This window comes from Methylobacterium currus, from assembly GCF_003058325.1.
GTDB classification, from domain to species: Bacteria; Pseudomonadota; Alphaproteobacteria; order Rhizobiales; family Beijerinckiaceae; genus Methylobacterium; species Methylobacterium currus.
In genome coordinates, this window is sequence record NZ_CP028845.1 from 31,908 (window position 1) to 46,536 (window position 14,629).

The 14,629-nt window shown below is 55.9% G+C and carries 9 protein-coding genes and 1 pseudogene; 5 read left to right on the plus strand and 5 right to left on the minus strand.

Features of this window, described 5'->3' with window-relative positions:
- Positions 1 to 141: 141 nt before the first annotated feature.
- Positions 142 to 1,806 (plus strand): group II intron reverse transcriptase/maturase, encoded by a 1,665-nt coding sequence (ltrA, locus tag DA075_RS34780; protein ID WP_164712603.1) that lies wholly within the window; start codon positions 142 to 144, stop codon positions 1,804 to 1,806.
- A 275-nt stretch (positions 1,807 to 2,081) separates the two neighbouring features.
- Here the strand turns inward: ltrA and istB are convergent, their stop codons facing one another.
- A complete protein-coding gene (gene istB / locus DA075_RS34785) occupies positions 2,082 to 2,948 on the minus strand; it encodes an IS21-like element ISMex13 family helper ATPase IstB (protein WP_099952836.1) in 867 nt (288 codons plus the stop codon).
- The gene (gene istA / locus DA075_RS34790) at positions 2,945 to 4,210 is read right to left on the minus strand and encodes an IS21-like element ISMex13 family transposase (protein ID WP_200602002.1); all 1,266 of its coding nucleotides are present in this window, start codon (positions 4,208 to 4,210) and stop codon (positions 2,945 to 2,947) included. Before istA ends, istB begins: the two co-directional genes overlap by 4 nt.
- Positions 4,211 to 4,375: 165 nt before the next feature.
- Between istA and DA075_RS34795 the strand changes: the two are divergent.
- From DA075_RS34795 to glmS, 4 genes and pseudogenes are all read left to right on the plus strand, one after another.
- Positions 4,376 to 5,139: pseudogene (locus DA075_RS34795) on the plus strand (helix-turn-helix domain-containing protein); the annotation flags it as partial.
- Between the two features lie 602 nt (positions 5,140 to 5,741).
- Entirely contained in the window at positions 5,742 to 6,455 is a 714-nt protein-coding gene (locus DA075_RS36245) for a hypothetical protein (RefSeq protein WP_123834591.1), read from the plus strand.
- 4 nt (positions 6,456 to 6,459) lie between these two features.
- Positions 6,460 to 8,442 (plus strand): glycosyltransferase, encoded by a 1,983-nt coding sequence (locus DA075_RS36250; RefSeq protein ID WP_123834593.1) that lies wholly within the window; start codon positions 6,460 to 6,462, stop codon positions 8,440 to 8,442.
- 403 nt (positions 8,443 to 8,845) lie between these two features.
- Positions 8,846 to 10,672 (plus strand): glutamine--fructose-6-phosphate transaminase (isomerizing), encoded by a 1,827-nt coding sequence (gene glmS, locus DA075_RS34810; RefSeq protein WP_099957621.1) that lies wholly within the window; start codon positions 8,846 to 8,848, stop codon positions 10,670 to 10,672.
- A gap of 152 nt (positions 10,673 to 10,824) precedes the next feature.
- On the opposite strand, the gene DA075_RS34815 is transcribed toward glmS, so the two are convergent.
- From DA075_RS34815 to DA075_RS34825, 3 genes are all read right to left on the minus strand, one after another.
- A protein-coding gene (locus DA075_RS34815; RefSeq protein WP_099957622.1) for an IS3 family transposase occupies positions 10,825 to 12,017 on the minus strand; the annotation gives its coding sequence in 2 pieces (ribosomal slippage) (positions 10,825 to 11,744 and positions 11,744 to 12,017; 1,194 coding nt in all).
- Between the two features lie 168 nt (positions 12,018 to 12,185).
- A complete protein-coding gene (locus tag DA075_RS34820) occupies positions 12,186 to 13,298 on the minus strand; it encodes a glycosyl transferase family 90 (RefSeq protein WP_099957686.1) in 1,113 nt (370 codons plus the stop codon).
- 189 nt (positions 13,299 to 13,487) lie between these two features.
- A complete protein-coding gene (locus DA075_RS34825) occupies positions 13,488 to 14,243 on the minus strand; it encodes a polysaccharide pyruvyl transferase family protein (RefSeq protein ID WP_099957687.1) in 756 nt (251 codons plus the stop codon).
- Positions 14,244 to 14,629: the final 386 nt, after the last annotated feature.

Here is a 14,629-nt window from a genome sequence, read left to right on the forward strand (position 1 = left end):
GCAAGCGAAGGCCGCCCTGTAACCGGGCGGACAGGGCCTCGGCGACGAGGAGATACCCGACCCGAAAGGGTGCTGACTTCCGTCACGGTCTCAACGGTCGAGACGCTTTGGATCGCTTGGACTTGCCGGGGACGTTGGACGGTGACAGCCGAACTGACCGGTGAACGCGGACAGACGACGTGGCCCGAGATCGACTGGGCCGCGACGGAGGACGCCGTGAAGCGATTGCAGGGCCGCATCTTCCGTGCCGCGGCGGCCGGGAAGGCTCGGCAGGTCAAGAACCTGCAGAAGCTCCTGGTTCGCTCCACATCCGCAAAACGGCTCGCGGTCCGCCGGGTGACCCAGCAGAACGCGGGCCGCGAAACGCCCGGCATCGACGGCGTGGTGTGCAGGACGCCTGAGAGCCGGATGAGGTTGGCCGATCATGGCCTCGGCCTGAGGGGCTACCGGCCGCAGCCGGTCCGGCGGGTGTACATCCCCAAGCCGGACGGGCGGCAGCGCCCCCTGGGCATCCCGACGGTCCGGGACCGGGCCATGCAGATGCTCGTCAAACTGGCGTTGGAACCCGAATGGGAGACGCGCTTCGAGGCGAACAGCTACGGGTTCCGACCCGGACGGTGCACGATGGACGCGATCGTGGCCCTGCACGCGACGCTGGCTCCGGCCGGTGCGAGTGGCTGGCTGCTCGACGCGGACATCGCCGGCTGCTTCGACGCCATCGGACACGATCCGTTGCTGGCGAGGCTGCCGGTGTTCACCACCACGATCCGGCGCTGGCTCAAAGCCGGCGCGGTGGATCTCGGCAGGTGGTCGGCGACGACGGCCGGGACGCCGCAAGGTGGCCCCCTGTCGCCGTTGCTGGCCAACGTCGCGCTCGACGGCATGGAGCGGCTCTTCGGAGCCGAGGATGATCGGGGCCGGTACGTCCGCCCGAGCCTGCGCAGCGGTGAGAACCGCGGCGTCAGCCTGATCCGCTACGCCGACGACCTGGTGGTGACGGCACCGACACAGGAGGTCCTGCAGACCCACGTCGTTCCCGCGCTCGCCCGGTTCCTGGGTGCACGCGGGCTGCAGCTGAGCGAGGCGAAGACCCGGATCGTTCACATCGACGACGGTGTGGACTTCCTGGGCTTCACCGTCCGACGCATCCGGGGCAAGGTTCTGACGCGGCCGCAGAAGGCCAAGGTGGTGCGGCACCTGCGCGCCATCGGGGACTACCTGCGCGACCATCGCCAGGCCAGCCCGAGCCAGGTGATCGCCGCCCTGAACCCGGTGATCCGGGGCTGGACGGCCTACTACCGGCACGGCGCGTCGAAACACGCGTTCCACACGGCGGATCATCGCGTCTTCGCCAAGCTGTGGCGGTGGGCCAAGCGGCGCCATCCGACCAAGGCGGCGGGATGGGTCCGGTCGAGGTACTTCGACCCGGCGTGGAACTTCGTGGACGGCAAGGCCAAGCTCGTGCGGCACGACGAGGTGGGGATCGTCCGGCATGCGAAGGTCCAGGGCAAGCGCAGCCCGCTCAACCCCGACGACCGAACGTACTGGCAGGCCCGGCGGCGTCGGCGACTGGACGAGACGATGCGGTCTCGCACGCGAGCGATGCTGCTACGGCAGCAGGACTATCGCTGTGCACTGTGCGGCGTGACGTTCGACCCCGACGAGGACATCACCTTCGTCGAGGTCCACCACGACACACCGCGCCAGTGCGGCGGGACGGACCGGATCACCAACCTGAAGCTGGTGCATCGGTGGTGCCACAAGGCTCACCACGCGCGGACGATGCGCCAGGCGGCCGAGGCTTGAGCCGGATGACGAGAGATCGTCCCGTCCGGTTCTGAGGGGGCTAGGGCTCGGCAACGAGCCCCGGCTACCCGACACCTGCTCGTCAATGCCTCAGAGGCACTGCGCGGCATCGTCGAACGGCACCAGTCCGAGATCAGGACCGTGGCGAACCACTTCATGGCCGAGCCTTCTCTCCCTCGCGATCCAACGGAGACCGAGTGTCAACGGGCACCGAAGTCTCCGCAATTGTGGGCTTTCAAAATTCCCTGGCCGGCGGGTTCGGTGCGGATCGGTGATCAGCCGGCCGTGTGATCGGAGGCAGCCTTTCCGGGTGGACGACCGCGACGCCTGGGTGCGGGCGGCGGAACGATCAGGGCCTTGGAGCGGACGTGCTCGGGGACGAGGTCGGCGTGCTGGCGCAGGCGGTAGCTCGCCCCCTCGATCTGGATCACCACGGCATGGTGGAGGAGTCGGTCGAGCAGGGCTGTCGCCACGACCGGATCACCGAACACCTCGCCCCACTCGGCGAAGCCGCGGTTCGAAGTCAGGATCATCGCCCCGCGCTCGTAGCGCGCGTTGACGAGTTGGAAGAACAGGTTGCCGCCACCGGGGACGACGGGGAGGTAGCCGATCTCGTCCACGACCAGCAGCGAGGCCCGGCAGAGATAGCGGATGCGCTCGCGCAGGGAGCCGTCGCGCTCGGCCTTGGCCAGCGAGGTCACGAGGTCGGCCAGCGTCGAGAACACGACGCTGCGCCCGGCCTTGACCGCCTCGACGGCGAGCGCGATCGCCAGATGGCTCTTGCCGGTGCCGGGTGGTCCGAGCAGATGGACGACCTCGGCCCGGTCGATGAAGGTCAGTTCCGCCAGCGCCAGGACGCGCTCGCGGTCGAGCGAGGGCTGGAAGGCAAAGTCGAACCCGGACAGCGTCTTGATCGTGGTCAGGCGCGCGACCAGCAGGGCGGTCTTCACGCGGCGGTTCTCGCGCAGCGTCAGTTCCTCGGTCAGGATCACGTCGAGGGCGGCCAAGCCGTCGATCTCGCCCTGCTCGATGCGCCGGACCGTCGCGTCGAGCACCTCCAGGGCGCGCGGCATGCGCAGGCCGACCAAGCTGCGCTTGATGCTGTCGAGGGTCGTGATGGCACAGGATGCGGTGCGGCTCATCGCTGGCCTCCGATCCCGCCGGCGAGCCGTTCGCCGACTGCCTGGTAGACAGCCAGCGAGCGCCGGGCGACGTGATCGCCATGGCGGCCGATCGGCAGACTGTCGGGATGGCCGTGGCGCATGGCCCGAGCGGCCGTGCCTTGCCGATGGTCGGGGTCGATGCGGTACTGCCGTCGTCCCTCCAGGATCGGATGGCTCGCGACGAGCCGGCCACCATCGAGGATGCGGATCGTGTCGGGCAACTGATGCACCTCGACGACGCGCCGGGTCCGATCCGGTACGCTGTAATAGTTGCCACCGATCGAGACGAGGCCATCGTGGCTGACGCGCCGCTCCAGCGTGAGCAGAGCGTCGAAGGGCAGAGCCGGCAAGGGCTGCAACTCGGGCCGCTCGGCGGCGAAGGCTTCCGAGACGATCCGCTGCGTGGTGCCGTGCAAGCGGACGTTGGCGACGGTATCGAGCCAGCTCCGAAGCTGGCGGTTGAGGTCGTCGAGGTCGCGGAAGGAACGTGCGAGGAAGAAGTCCTGGCGGATGTAGGAGAACGGTCGCTCGACCTTCCCCTTGGTCTTGGCCCGGTACGGGCGGCAGGCGCGCGGCAGGAATCCGTAGTGCTGGGCGAGTGCCAGCAGGGATCGGTTGTAGACGATGTGGCCGTCCGCATCCTCGCCGGTGACCGCCGTCTTCATGCGATCGTAGAGGATCTCGATCGGCACGCCGCCGATCGCGGTGAAGGCCTGCATGTGACAGCGCAGCAGCGTTTGCAGGTCCTGATGCAGGACGAAGCGCGCCTCGATGTGCCGGGAATGGCCGAGCACCAGCGAGAACAGCCAGACGATGCAGGTCGTGTCCGGCGCATCCGTGAAGGTGACGAGGAAGCGGGCGAAGTCGACCTGCGCCTGCTGGCCGGCCGGGGTCTCGAAGCGGACCTCGTAGGGCTTGGCCTCGGGCGGCCGGATCGCGGCGGCGAACCGCTTCACCGCGGTGTAGGCACCGGTGTAGCCGCGCTCGCGCAACTCGCGGGTCAGGCGCACGGCACTCAGGTCGGGGAAGGCGGTGATCCGCTCGCGCAGATAATCGAGATAGGGCGCGAGCTTGCTCGGGCGGCCGGGCTGACGCGGGCCGTAGGCCGGCGGCTCGAGGCCGCGCTCGATGTACTTGCGGATCGTCTTCGGATCGCGGCCGGTCCGGCGGGCGATGGCGGAGACGGACAGGCCCTGTCGGTGCAGGTCCAAGATCATGACGAGTTCTCCCAGCAGAACCATCCTCGTCGCTCCCAGCCGATCGGTATCGGCAGGCATGGTGGCTGAGGATGGAAAAGCCCGAGAGGGCGCGGGGCGTCGCGACCCTACGGGCCAGGGCACCGACCAGGGAATTTTCGATGCCCACAATCAGGGAGTATTCAACGCCCGCTGACAACCGAGCTCGTCCCGGAGACGAGCAGCCGGCGACGCGACCGCTGTGAGGCAGCTCTGCGGCTCCACGGCGAAGGTCTCAACCGTCCAAGGAGATCGCCCGCCTTCTCGGAGCATCCCGCAACGCCGTGCGTTGCTGGATCCGGGCTGGCCAGTTCGTGCCTCACCGTCATGCCCTAGGCCTGAGCCGGCTCGACCGTTACATCTCCTTCGTCGAGGCGCGCTGGTAGGACGGCCAGCGCAGCGCCACCGGTCTCCATCGCGAGTTGTGCACGCAGGGCTCCACGAGCGGCTACGACATCGTCCGGCGCTGGGCTGCGCGGCAGCAGTCGGGCGCTCCGGCTCGACCGCCATCCGCCCGGATCCCTTCAACACGCCGCATCGCCCGGTGGCTGACGGGTGATCCAGCCGCGCTGTCGCCCGAAGATCGCGCCTTCACCGAGGCACTCTGCAATGCGGCTCCGCGCTTGAAGCGGGCAGCCGAGGATGTATGCGCCTTCGCCGATCTCCTGCACCAGGACGATCCCGCCGGACTGGTACCTTGGCTGGAGGCTGCCGCCAGCGAACTCGGCGGCTTCGTCACCGGGCTCCAGCAGGATGAAAATGCCGTGCGCGCAGCGATTGCCGAGCCCTGGAGCGACGGCCACGTTGAAGGGCAGGCCAACCGCCTCAAGCTGATCAGGCGCAGCATGTATGGTCGCGCCAAGTTCGGCTTCCTTCGGCAGCGCGTACTGCATGCCGCGTGTACCGAGAGAGCCTGGCAAGACGTGACTTGCTAGTGCACTGACGCCTTCAAAACGTACATAGTTCGTTGCGATTTCTGATGGACTTGCAACCAGTTAGCGAGAGCGGATGTGGTGCGTTCGTCCGCGTCACTGCACTAGCAACGAAAGTGCGGATGAACCCCGTTCCGATGCCGTTTGACACCAGCTATCCTGACAGCCGGCCACCAGTTCGCGCTGGACGCGCTGATGGATATACAGGTACGGCACCCGATCGCCGACAACGGCTACGATGCTGACTACTGCGTCAGAATCTACGCGAGTAGGGCATCAGCGGTAGTCATTCTCGGCGCCCGCAAGCGCAAGATCCGCTATGACAGGAGGCGCTATCGGGACCGCCGGCGGGGCAAGCCGTGTGCTGCGGCATGAAAGACTTCCGCTGTACCGCCACCCGCAACGACAAAATCGCTAGAAACTTCGTGCCGAGCCTAGGATCGGTGCTGTGATCACTGTGTTATAGTGCGATCTGATTCTGGACCCTAGCCAACGCGCCCAATCTATGCAAGAGACACCCGTCATTAGTGGCATCTGATGCGACTGTCTCGCGTAACGGTACAAATCGGTTGCCGTGCTCAGCTACTGGAAGAAAGCGAAAAAACATGAGCGTCGATAATTTGCGAACCATATATCAACGCCTGCATTTAATTGAGCGTGCCATCGTTTCAACAAGAGTAGAAATCGAGAGCATGCTTGCAGGAGATTTAAAGCCAAGACTTTCGCAGCGATCTATTGACGTTTCAAATGGCCTAAGAAAATTATTTAGTCGGTCTGACGAGATTACCGAGGAAAATATCGCACCATATATGGAATTTTCAGAAGGAGTGTGTTGCGCGATAGATCGGCAATACGCAAATTTCATATCGATTAAAACTTCTGTTGTAGAGATGTTTGATCATGATGGCGCTGCAATATTAGGCTCTTGCCTACATGTCAGTCCTGTATTTGATGGCGTCGATGCCGCCCAATGGGCTACTCTTGAAGTCGATCTTGACGCAGATGAAATACGAAAAGCCTCAAATATAGCAATCCGATTTATGCCAATATTTAGGTTTGAAACACAATTCAAAAAGCCTAATTTGACAATGTGGGTTCGATTATTCAAAAGTGAAAATGAATACATAGATTTAAATGTAAAAAGCTTTCCTGCAGTTTCTTCACCTATAATGTTTACATATTCGGACGATTTTTCTAAAATTGACTCTGAAATATTATCCAATATGGTTAAAGCTCGAGTCATGATCGGTCTTCCGATATCTACGAGTGGCCAATATGAAATGATCGTAAGCTATTTCAATACTCAGGTGGTCATCTAGCGCTATGAAAATCCTATATGTTTCAAGCGAGAGCCCCTTATTTCCTGCCGGCGGGATCGGAACTTATATCTCGTTCGCCGCTTCGGCGATGGCAGCAATGGGGCATTCGGTTTTTCTCCTAACTTGGACTTACGAATCTCGTGAAATAGTTTCCTATGCACCCTTCGAGCCTGAGCGCGTGAGAATTGTAGAGCTTGACGGCAATTTTGTATGGCGTAACTATCCGGATGGCCCTTATCATATCGCCTTCGCTCATATTTTAGCAGAACAAATTAATAAGTGTGTCGCCGAATGGTCAATAGATGTCGTCGAGGCGTGCGATTTTCAGTCTCCTGCCTTAGGATTTTATCGGCAACACCAGGGAAGCTCGCGGGCCTCGGATGTCCTGTGTGTGACCTACAATCATGGACTCCTAGAACAGTCATATGAGGCTGCGCGCGTTGGTGTCAGCATGACTTCAGCCGCCGAGCTTGTAGGCGAACGGGAGCAATGTCGGATCAGCGACCTCGTCGTCGCGCCATCTCAGAAAGCTAAAAGAACTTTGAGTCAATACGGCATCTCACATAATTGTGAGATTATTAGAGAGCCGTACGAATTCAAAATAAGGGCTCCGGTGGAAAATATTACCGGATCGTTGACGCATGTCGGCCGCGTATCAATCGCAAAAGGCATTGATCGATTTGTTCTGGCCGCAACCTTAATATCCAGCATAACCAAAATCGATAGAATTTTACTTATCGGCCAGACGGTTGATACTCCATATCGCAGGGCCAATATAGAAGAATATATTAAGAGCAGGCTCCCCGGCGAGTTAAAAAACTCGATAGTATTTACGGGCAGACTATCACGAGAAGTCGCGTTAACTTTTCTCCGGAGCGGCGATATTGCCCCTTCTCTAAGCCTAGCCGAAACTTTCTCTTATACATTTGTTGAGACTCTAGATCGTGGCTTAATTCCAATTATTGAGGATCAGTCTGCTGTCTATGAGTTTATGCCTCCAGATATGACGAAATATGCATTAAATTTTCGTCAGGATACCCAGTCTCATCTAAAAAATAAATTGGAAAAACTCATTGAAAATGCTCCTAGTTTAGTTATTGAGATGCAGGAATATAATCATGATTTATTAAATCCTACTAATATCGCACAAATAATGACTGATAAATATGATTATTATTTATCAAATAAGAAGAAAACACAATACGGCTGGGAAAATCAATCTCGTGTTGGCGTTAATATCGATGATGTCACAATCTTAATGCCAGTTCATTGCACGTCAGAACATCTTTTTGAAGCTGTTGACTCTATTGCTAATCAGTCTATCGGATGTCCGAAAGTGATCATTTGTGACGACGGCACGCCGCCTAAGCATCAAGGTACACTCGACTATGCCCCAATGCGCCTGCCCAATGTGCGCATTCATAGGCAACCTAATATGGGTCTTCTGGCGGCGAGAAATTTTCTTATAGATGAGTGTCAAACTAATCTTGCAGTCTTCCTTGATGATGACGATATTTTTGGTAGTACATTTCTTGAACGGGCAATGGAAGCGTACAAATTTCATCCTATGCGCCCGAATGCGGTTGTTTGCCCCCGTTATAATTTTGGGGAAAGCAATGAAATAGTTATTCGCAATAATATGCATGATCATACCCATCTCATTGAAAACGATTTTAGGATGACATGTCTAATTGAGACAGATGTTCTCAGAGATATTAGATTTGATATCAGTGTTCGTAATGGCGAGGGGGACGATTGGGCTTTCTGGGTTGATTTCAGCTCTAAGGGCTACCGCGCTGTTATGATCCATGATTTGCTATTTCACTACAGGTTTAAACTTGGTTCGATGTCGTGGCCGTGGTCGGAGGGGCAAGAAATTGGCACACATATCCTTTTACGCAATGCGATGATCAACGTATCAGATGAGAGTCTGGGTCAGGCACGGCTGGCCGAAGCCTTGTACGCAGCTAAGATCCGTCGGCGCTGAAGAATTCTAGGGGGAGGTTTTCAGATATGATTTTGAATTGTTGCGGAATAAATTTAAAAAATATTTGCGCAAAAATAATTTTGCCTTTTAATTCTTCTGTCTTACGAAATTTGGGGCTTATACGTAGTAATATAAAATCTAAAATGACGGAAATTATTAAATTAAAAAATTTTATAATGAGAATAAATATTAGAGAAATGCATTGCATTGATTCCATCTCGCGAATTTCAGATTTTTTTATCTACGGCATTTACTGCCCGATGAATTATGCATTATTTCACACATACGTGAGATGTACTTATTGCGGCAACTGGCAACTCAATCAGAAAGTTTTAAATTTATGTAAATAATATATACAACGTAATCGATGACATATTATTTTCAATAAAAACTGGATCTTAGGATGTGCGGGATCGTTGGAATCGTCGGTCGGAATGCCGTGGCGGGGCAGGTGGTCGATGCGCTGCGCCGGCTCGAATATCGTGGCTACGACTCGGCCGGCATCGCCACCCTGGAGGCCGGTCGGCTCGAGCGCCGGCGCGCCGAGGGCAAGCTGTCAAACTTGCAGCTGAAGCTGCTGCAGAACCCGCTCGCCGGCGCCATCGGCATCGGCCACACCCGCTGGGCCACCCACGGCCGGCCGAACGAGACCAACGCCCACCCGCACGCCACCGAGCGCCTGGCGGTGGTGCATAACGGCATCATCGAGAACTTTCGCGAGCTGAAGGCCGAGTTGCAGGCAGAAGGCTGCGTCTTCGAGACCGAGACCGACACCGAGGTGGTGGCCCAGCTCGTCAGCCACCTGATGCGGACCGGCCTCGGCCCCGTCTCCGCCGTCGAGGCAGCGCTGCCGCGCCTGCGCGGCGCCTTCGCGCTCGCCTTCCTGTTCGCCGGCGAGGAGGACTTCCTGATCGGCGCCCGCCACGGCGCGCCGCTCGCGGTTGGCTTCGGCGACGGCGAGACCTATCTCGGCTCGGACGCGCTCGCGCTCGCCCCCTTCACCGACGAGATCACCTATCTCGACGAGGGCGACTGGACCATCCTGACCCGCGACGGCGCCGAGATCCGCGACGGTGCCGGCAACGTCGTCGCCCGCCCGCGCCAGAAGATCGCCACGCAAGCCTTCCTGGTCGACAAGGGCAACTACCGCCACTTCATGGCGAAAGAGATCTACGAGCAGCCCGAGGTGGTGGGCCGCACCTTCGCCCACTACGTCGACCTCGCCGCCGGCCGGGTCGCCCTGCCGGAGGCCTTGCCGTTCGACCTCGCGAACCTGAGCCGGATCTCGATCACCGCCTGCGGCACCGCCTACTATGCCGGACTGGTGGCCAAGTACTGGTTCGAGAAGCTGGCCCGGCTGCCGGTCGAGATCGACGTCGCCTCCGAGGCCCGCTACCGCGAGCCGCCGCTGGAGAAGGGCGGGCTGACCATCGTGATCTCGCAATCGGGCGAGACCGCCGACACCCTGGCCTCGCTCCGCTACGCGAAGTCGCAAGGCCAGCACACGCTGGCCGTCGTCAACGTCCCGACCTCGACCATCGCCCGCGAGGCCTCCGCCGTGGTGCCGACGCTGGCCGGCCCTGAGATCGGCGTCGCCTCGACCAAGGCGTTCTCGTGCCAGCTCACGGTGCTGCTGTGCCTTGCGCTCGCGGCGGGTCGCGCCCGCGGCACCCTCGATGAGATGCAGGAGAAGCGCCTCGTCGACGCGCTGATCAAGGTGCCGGGCCTGATGGCCGAGGCGCTGAAGCAGGAGGACGAGATCGAGGTCCTGGCCCGCGAGATCGCCAAGGCCCGGGACGTGCTCTATCTCGGCCGCGGCACCGCCTACCCGATGGCGCTCGAAGGCGCGCTGAAGCTCAAGGAAATCTCCTACATCCACGCCGAGGGCTACGCCGCCGGCGAGCTGAAGCACGGGCCGATCGCGCTCATCGACGACGCGGTGCCGGTGATCGTGATCGCGCCGCACGACGCGACCTTCGAGAAGACGGTCTCGAACATGCAGGAGGTGGCGGCCCGCGGCGGCCGGATCGTGCTGATCGGCGACGCGCGCGGCGCCGACGCGGCCGGCCTCGACACGCTCGCCACCCTGATGATGCCGGACCTCGACCCGGTCGTGGCGCCGATCGTCTACGCGGTGCCGATGCAGCTGCTCGCCTACCACACCGCCGTGGTGCTCGGGAAAGACGTCGACCAGCCGCGCAACCTAGCAAAGTCAGTTACCGTTGAGTGATTTTCACTCCACGCCCTTTTTGCGGTGTATCGATCTGTTTCGAGATCATGATGCATCCACAAGGATTTGTATCTCTAGGAAAATTATCAAAAATAGGAAAGCCCTCGGCTTTACCGGGGTGATCAGCCCCACGAGGTGGCCCGAGTGGAATGTTAGTGGACCATGGGCCTTTCCACCACGGGTAGCTTGGCCGGCGGAGCCGGTCGGGCGAGCGCAGCCGGCCAAGCGGTTAAGGCTGGCACGAATACCTCCGGGGCCGGCGGGCGGTAGCCCAGCGAGGCGTGCGGCCGAACCCCATTGTAGTGCCTCCTCCAGCTCTCGATCAGGATCTGCGCCTCCCGCAGAGAGTAGAAGATCTCCCCATTCAGCAACTCGTCCCATAACCTCGCGTTGAAGCTCTCGATGTAGCCGTTCTCCCACGGTGAGCCAGGCGTGATGTAGGCCGTCTTTGCGCCCACGGCAGTGATCCACTTCTGCATAGATTGGGCGATGAACTCCGGTCCATTGTCAGAGCGAACGTGCGCAGGTACGCCACGCAGGATGAACAAGTCCGAGAGCACATCGATCACGTCCGGTGCCTTGAGCTTGCGCGCCACCCGGATGGCCAGGCACTCGCGGGTGAACTCGTCGATGACGTTCAGCAGGCGGACCTTGCGCCCGTCATGCGTGCGCGCCTCGACGGAGTCGTAGGACCAGACGTGGTCGCGATGCTCGGGCCGCAGCCGGACACAGGAGCCATCCCCGTCCCACAACCGACCCTTCTTGGGCTGGCGGGCCGGCACCTTCAGACCCTCCTGCCGCCAGAGCCACTCCACCCGCTTGTCGTTGACCAGCCAGCCCGCCGCTCGCAGCAGGGCGGCGATCTTGCGGTAGCCGTAGCGGCCATACCGGCGCGCCAGCTCGATCAGATCAGCAGTCAGCGCCGCCTCGTCGTCTCTCCCCCGCGGCACCTTGCGCTGCGTCGAGCGATGCTGGCCAAGCGCCCGGCAGGCGCGCCGCTCGGAAACTGTCAGCGCGGTCCGGACATGCTCGATGCAGGCGCGCCGGCGCGCGGGGCTCAGAAGTTTCCCCGGGCCGCCTCCTGCAGGATCAGCTTGTCGAGCGTGAGATCCGCGATCGCCGCGATCGCCTTGCGTAGCCGCTGGTTCTCGGTCTCCAGCTCCTTCATCCGACGCACCTGATCGGACTTGGGCCCGCCGAACTTCTTGCGCCAACGATAGTAGGTGACCTCTGTCACGCCGATGGCGCGGATCGCGTCAGCCACGCTCTGCCCCTGCGAGACCAGCACGTCCACCTGCCGTAGCTTGGCCACGACCTCTTCCGGCCTGTGCTTCTTCGTTCCCATCGCGTCCGTCCTCCGTCGGCTCAAAGCCATACTTCAGGGCGGACCACTCCGATCGGGGCTGACCACCGTCAGGTGGCTCAGTAAATCAGTAGCGCGTTAGTGTTCCCCTCCTGCCGCTTTGAGCGGCTCACATCATAAAACCTCCGGCTTCGCCGGGAGATACTTACTTCAGAATATAATACTGGCATCAGGGGCAGCCATAATTCTACATACAGCCTGATCTACAGAATATTTCAAATCAAGCATTGACGCAAGTTTTGAGCCAGAGCTGGCAATTGCCTCGCATAATTCTTGATGTGATATGCACCAGTCAATTTTCTCGTTTAAATCAGATAAATCAGGCTCTATAGGAATGAAGTTAGTCCATTGTATAAGTTTATCATAATACCATTGAAAAAATCCCTGATGACTTCCAACTTTCAATATTGTATTTCCAAACAAAAATTTGGAAAAAAGCCCTTTCCAATCGTTGGAATGATTATCTATATCAAAAGAATATCGAAAAAAATTACTATCTTCAAATGCAACATTTTTGCAAAAAATATTTTCATCTTTAACGTAATCAATAATTTTTGTCCCTATTTCGTCTTCGAAATTTTCAATGATTTTGCAGTTCATGTTGCTGATATTTTTAGATTTTGTAATAAGAGCAATTCTAGGGCAATACTTTTTATGATTATAATCTACTAGATTGCTTAAAAAATCGTTTTTTGATGTAGAAATGTCTCCGCGCCAATAAAACTCTGGTATTTTGTTTTTCCAAGATATATTATTTCTTTCTAATTTTGTCTTAATATTTTTATATGCATGACTATTTAGGTAGTCAACATCAGGAATGGCTATAGCATTGTTGGTTCGTGGATTAAAGCCAATAGCATATTCTGCAGTCCAGTCACCTAGAGAAATATATATTGTTTTTTCTCTTTTAAAGCGCTCAACACACAAGCAAAAAATCCCTATTATATTGAATAACCTTCTTAAAGCATGTGCAAGTTCAATTTTTTTAGATAATCTAAGGAGTGGTTCTAGATATATCGTAATATTACTTTTTGGTTTTATAGTTAAAAATAAAGGCCAATATGGCTGTTCTTCTTCATTAGGACTCCATATATTTTTCGATAAATCAAAATATATGTCCATATTGCTAAATCCGATAGAATTTATGAAATTTTCAAATTCGTAACTTAAGCCATTAATATCACCTTCATAAATTTTATCTACAATATCAGTGATCTTATACCATTCTATACCAGGAAATAAAATTTGATAATCTGAATTCATATCACATTTCCTTCGTTTTTGGACAAGAATTTTCTACGGACCGATATGTGTATAATTAAGGTTTGGTAGTTTATGTGTTAAAACGACCCGCCTTACCAGCAAGTCGGATTTTAGGATCCATATAGAGGCTTTGCCAATAAACGCATGAATTTTTTCCATACGAATTATCTCTCAAGGTACAAGGGACGCCTAGCAACTCGCTCCAATCGCAACATGAAGTCGATCAGTATTTATATGTGAACACAAACTTATTGCGTTAAGGAAACACCATGACGAAAGACGAGCCATATCAGGCAGCACGCCAAAAGCAAACAAATTTGAAATATCTAAATCTGTCGAAAGATCAGAAAACATCGATTCCTCGTCCTCTCGATAATAATCAACGCTTGGTAATTTAGTAATATTTTCCATTTCAAATCCTGAATTGAGTAACATGTAAGACAGTTCTTTGTATCCAAAATTTCCTATTTTTTTATTTTTTACAAAATTCTTAGCATCTACTTGAAATGCCATATCATGAGATAATCTCACGTCTAGTTTATGATTAGTACTTCTAACGTAATTAAAACTGTAAAGATCTCTGCAAAATATCAAACAAGAATCATCCATGCGCAATATTAAATCTTTATGCCCACGAATAGTATGAGGCAACAAAATTAATTTTTTTACTCTTCCTATCGATTTAGCAATCAAATCACTAACTGTATTATATAAAGGTACTAAATTTCCACCTCCTCCAATAACAAGTATTCTATTGTCTATAGATGTATCGTCATCCATTAATGTCCACTTAACCCCAATTTTACTGAAAAAATTATATGTTCCTAGGGCAATCAAAGAGTCTCCTGCATTTCCTCTATTTGGGAAATAAATTAATTCTTCATTTTTGTAATCAGCAAGTGCTGATCCAACAGCTGCACAGTCAAAATAACTAGTTTTGTCCATTGTTTTAGAGCCTCTTCTTTTTATAGGATGTTGCGTTTTGTATATTTATTTGTTATAAATAAATAAAACTTATAATATGATAATAATTTTATACGACTATAAAATTTACATGTATTATTTAAAACAGGATATATTTAATTGAAAATTCTTAGTCCGGACATACAATGTATTTGCTCACCATTGTGAAGCCGGCCTGTCATTGTCAACGCCGATTGCAGCCTGACCCATGCTAGCTCTTACGTGTTTGTAGTGCAAGCGTAGCAATCAAGCTGCCAGTACATAAGCGCGGAGTAGGTCGAGCTTGGCATTCACATATTGTCAACCCCCTGTGGAGTGGTTCATCGGCGAGTTTGATACCGCCAGCGAAATCGGAGGAGGCATCGGAT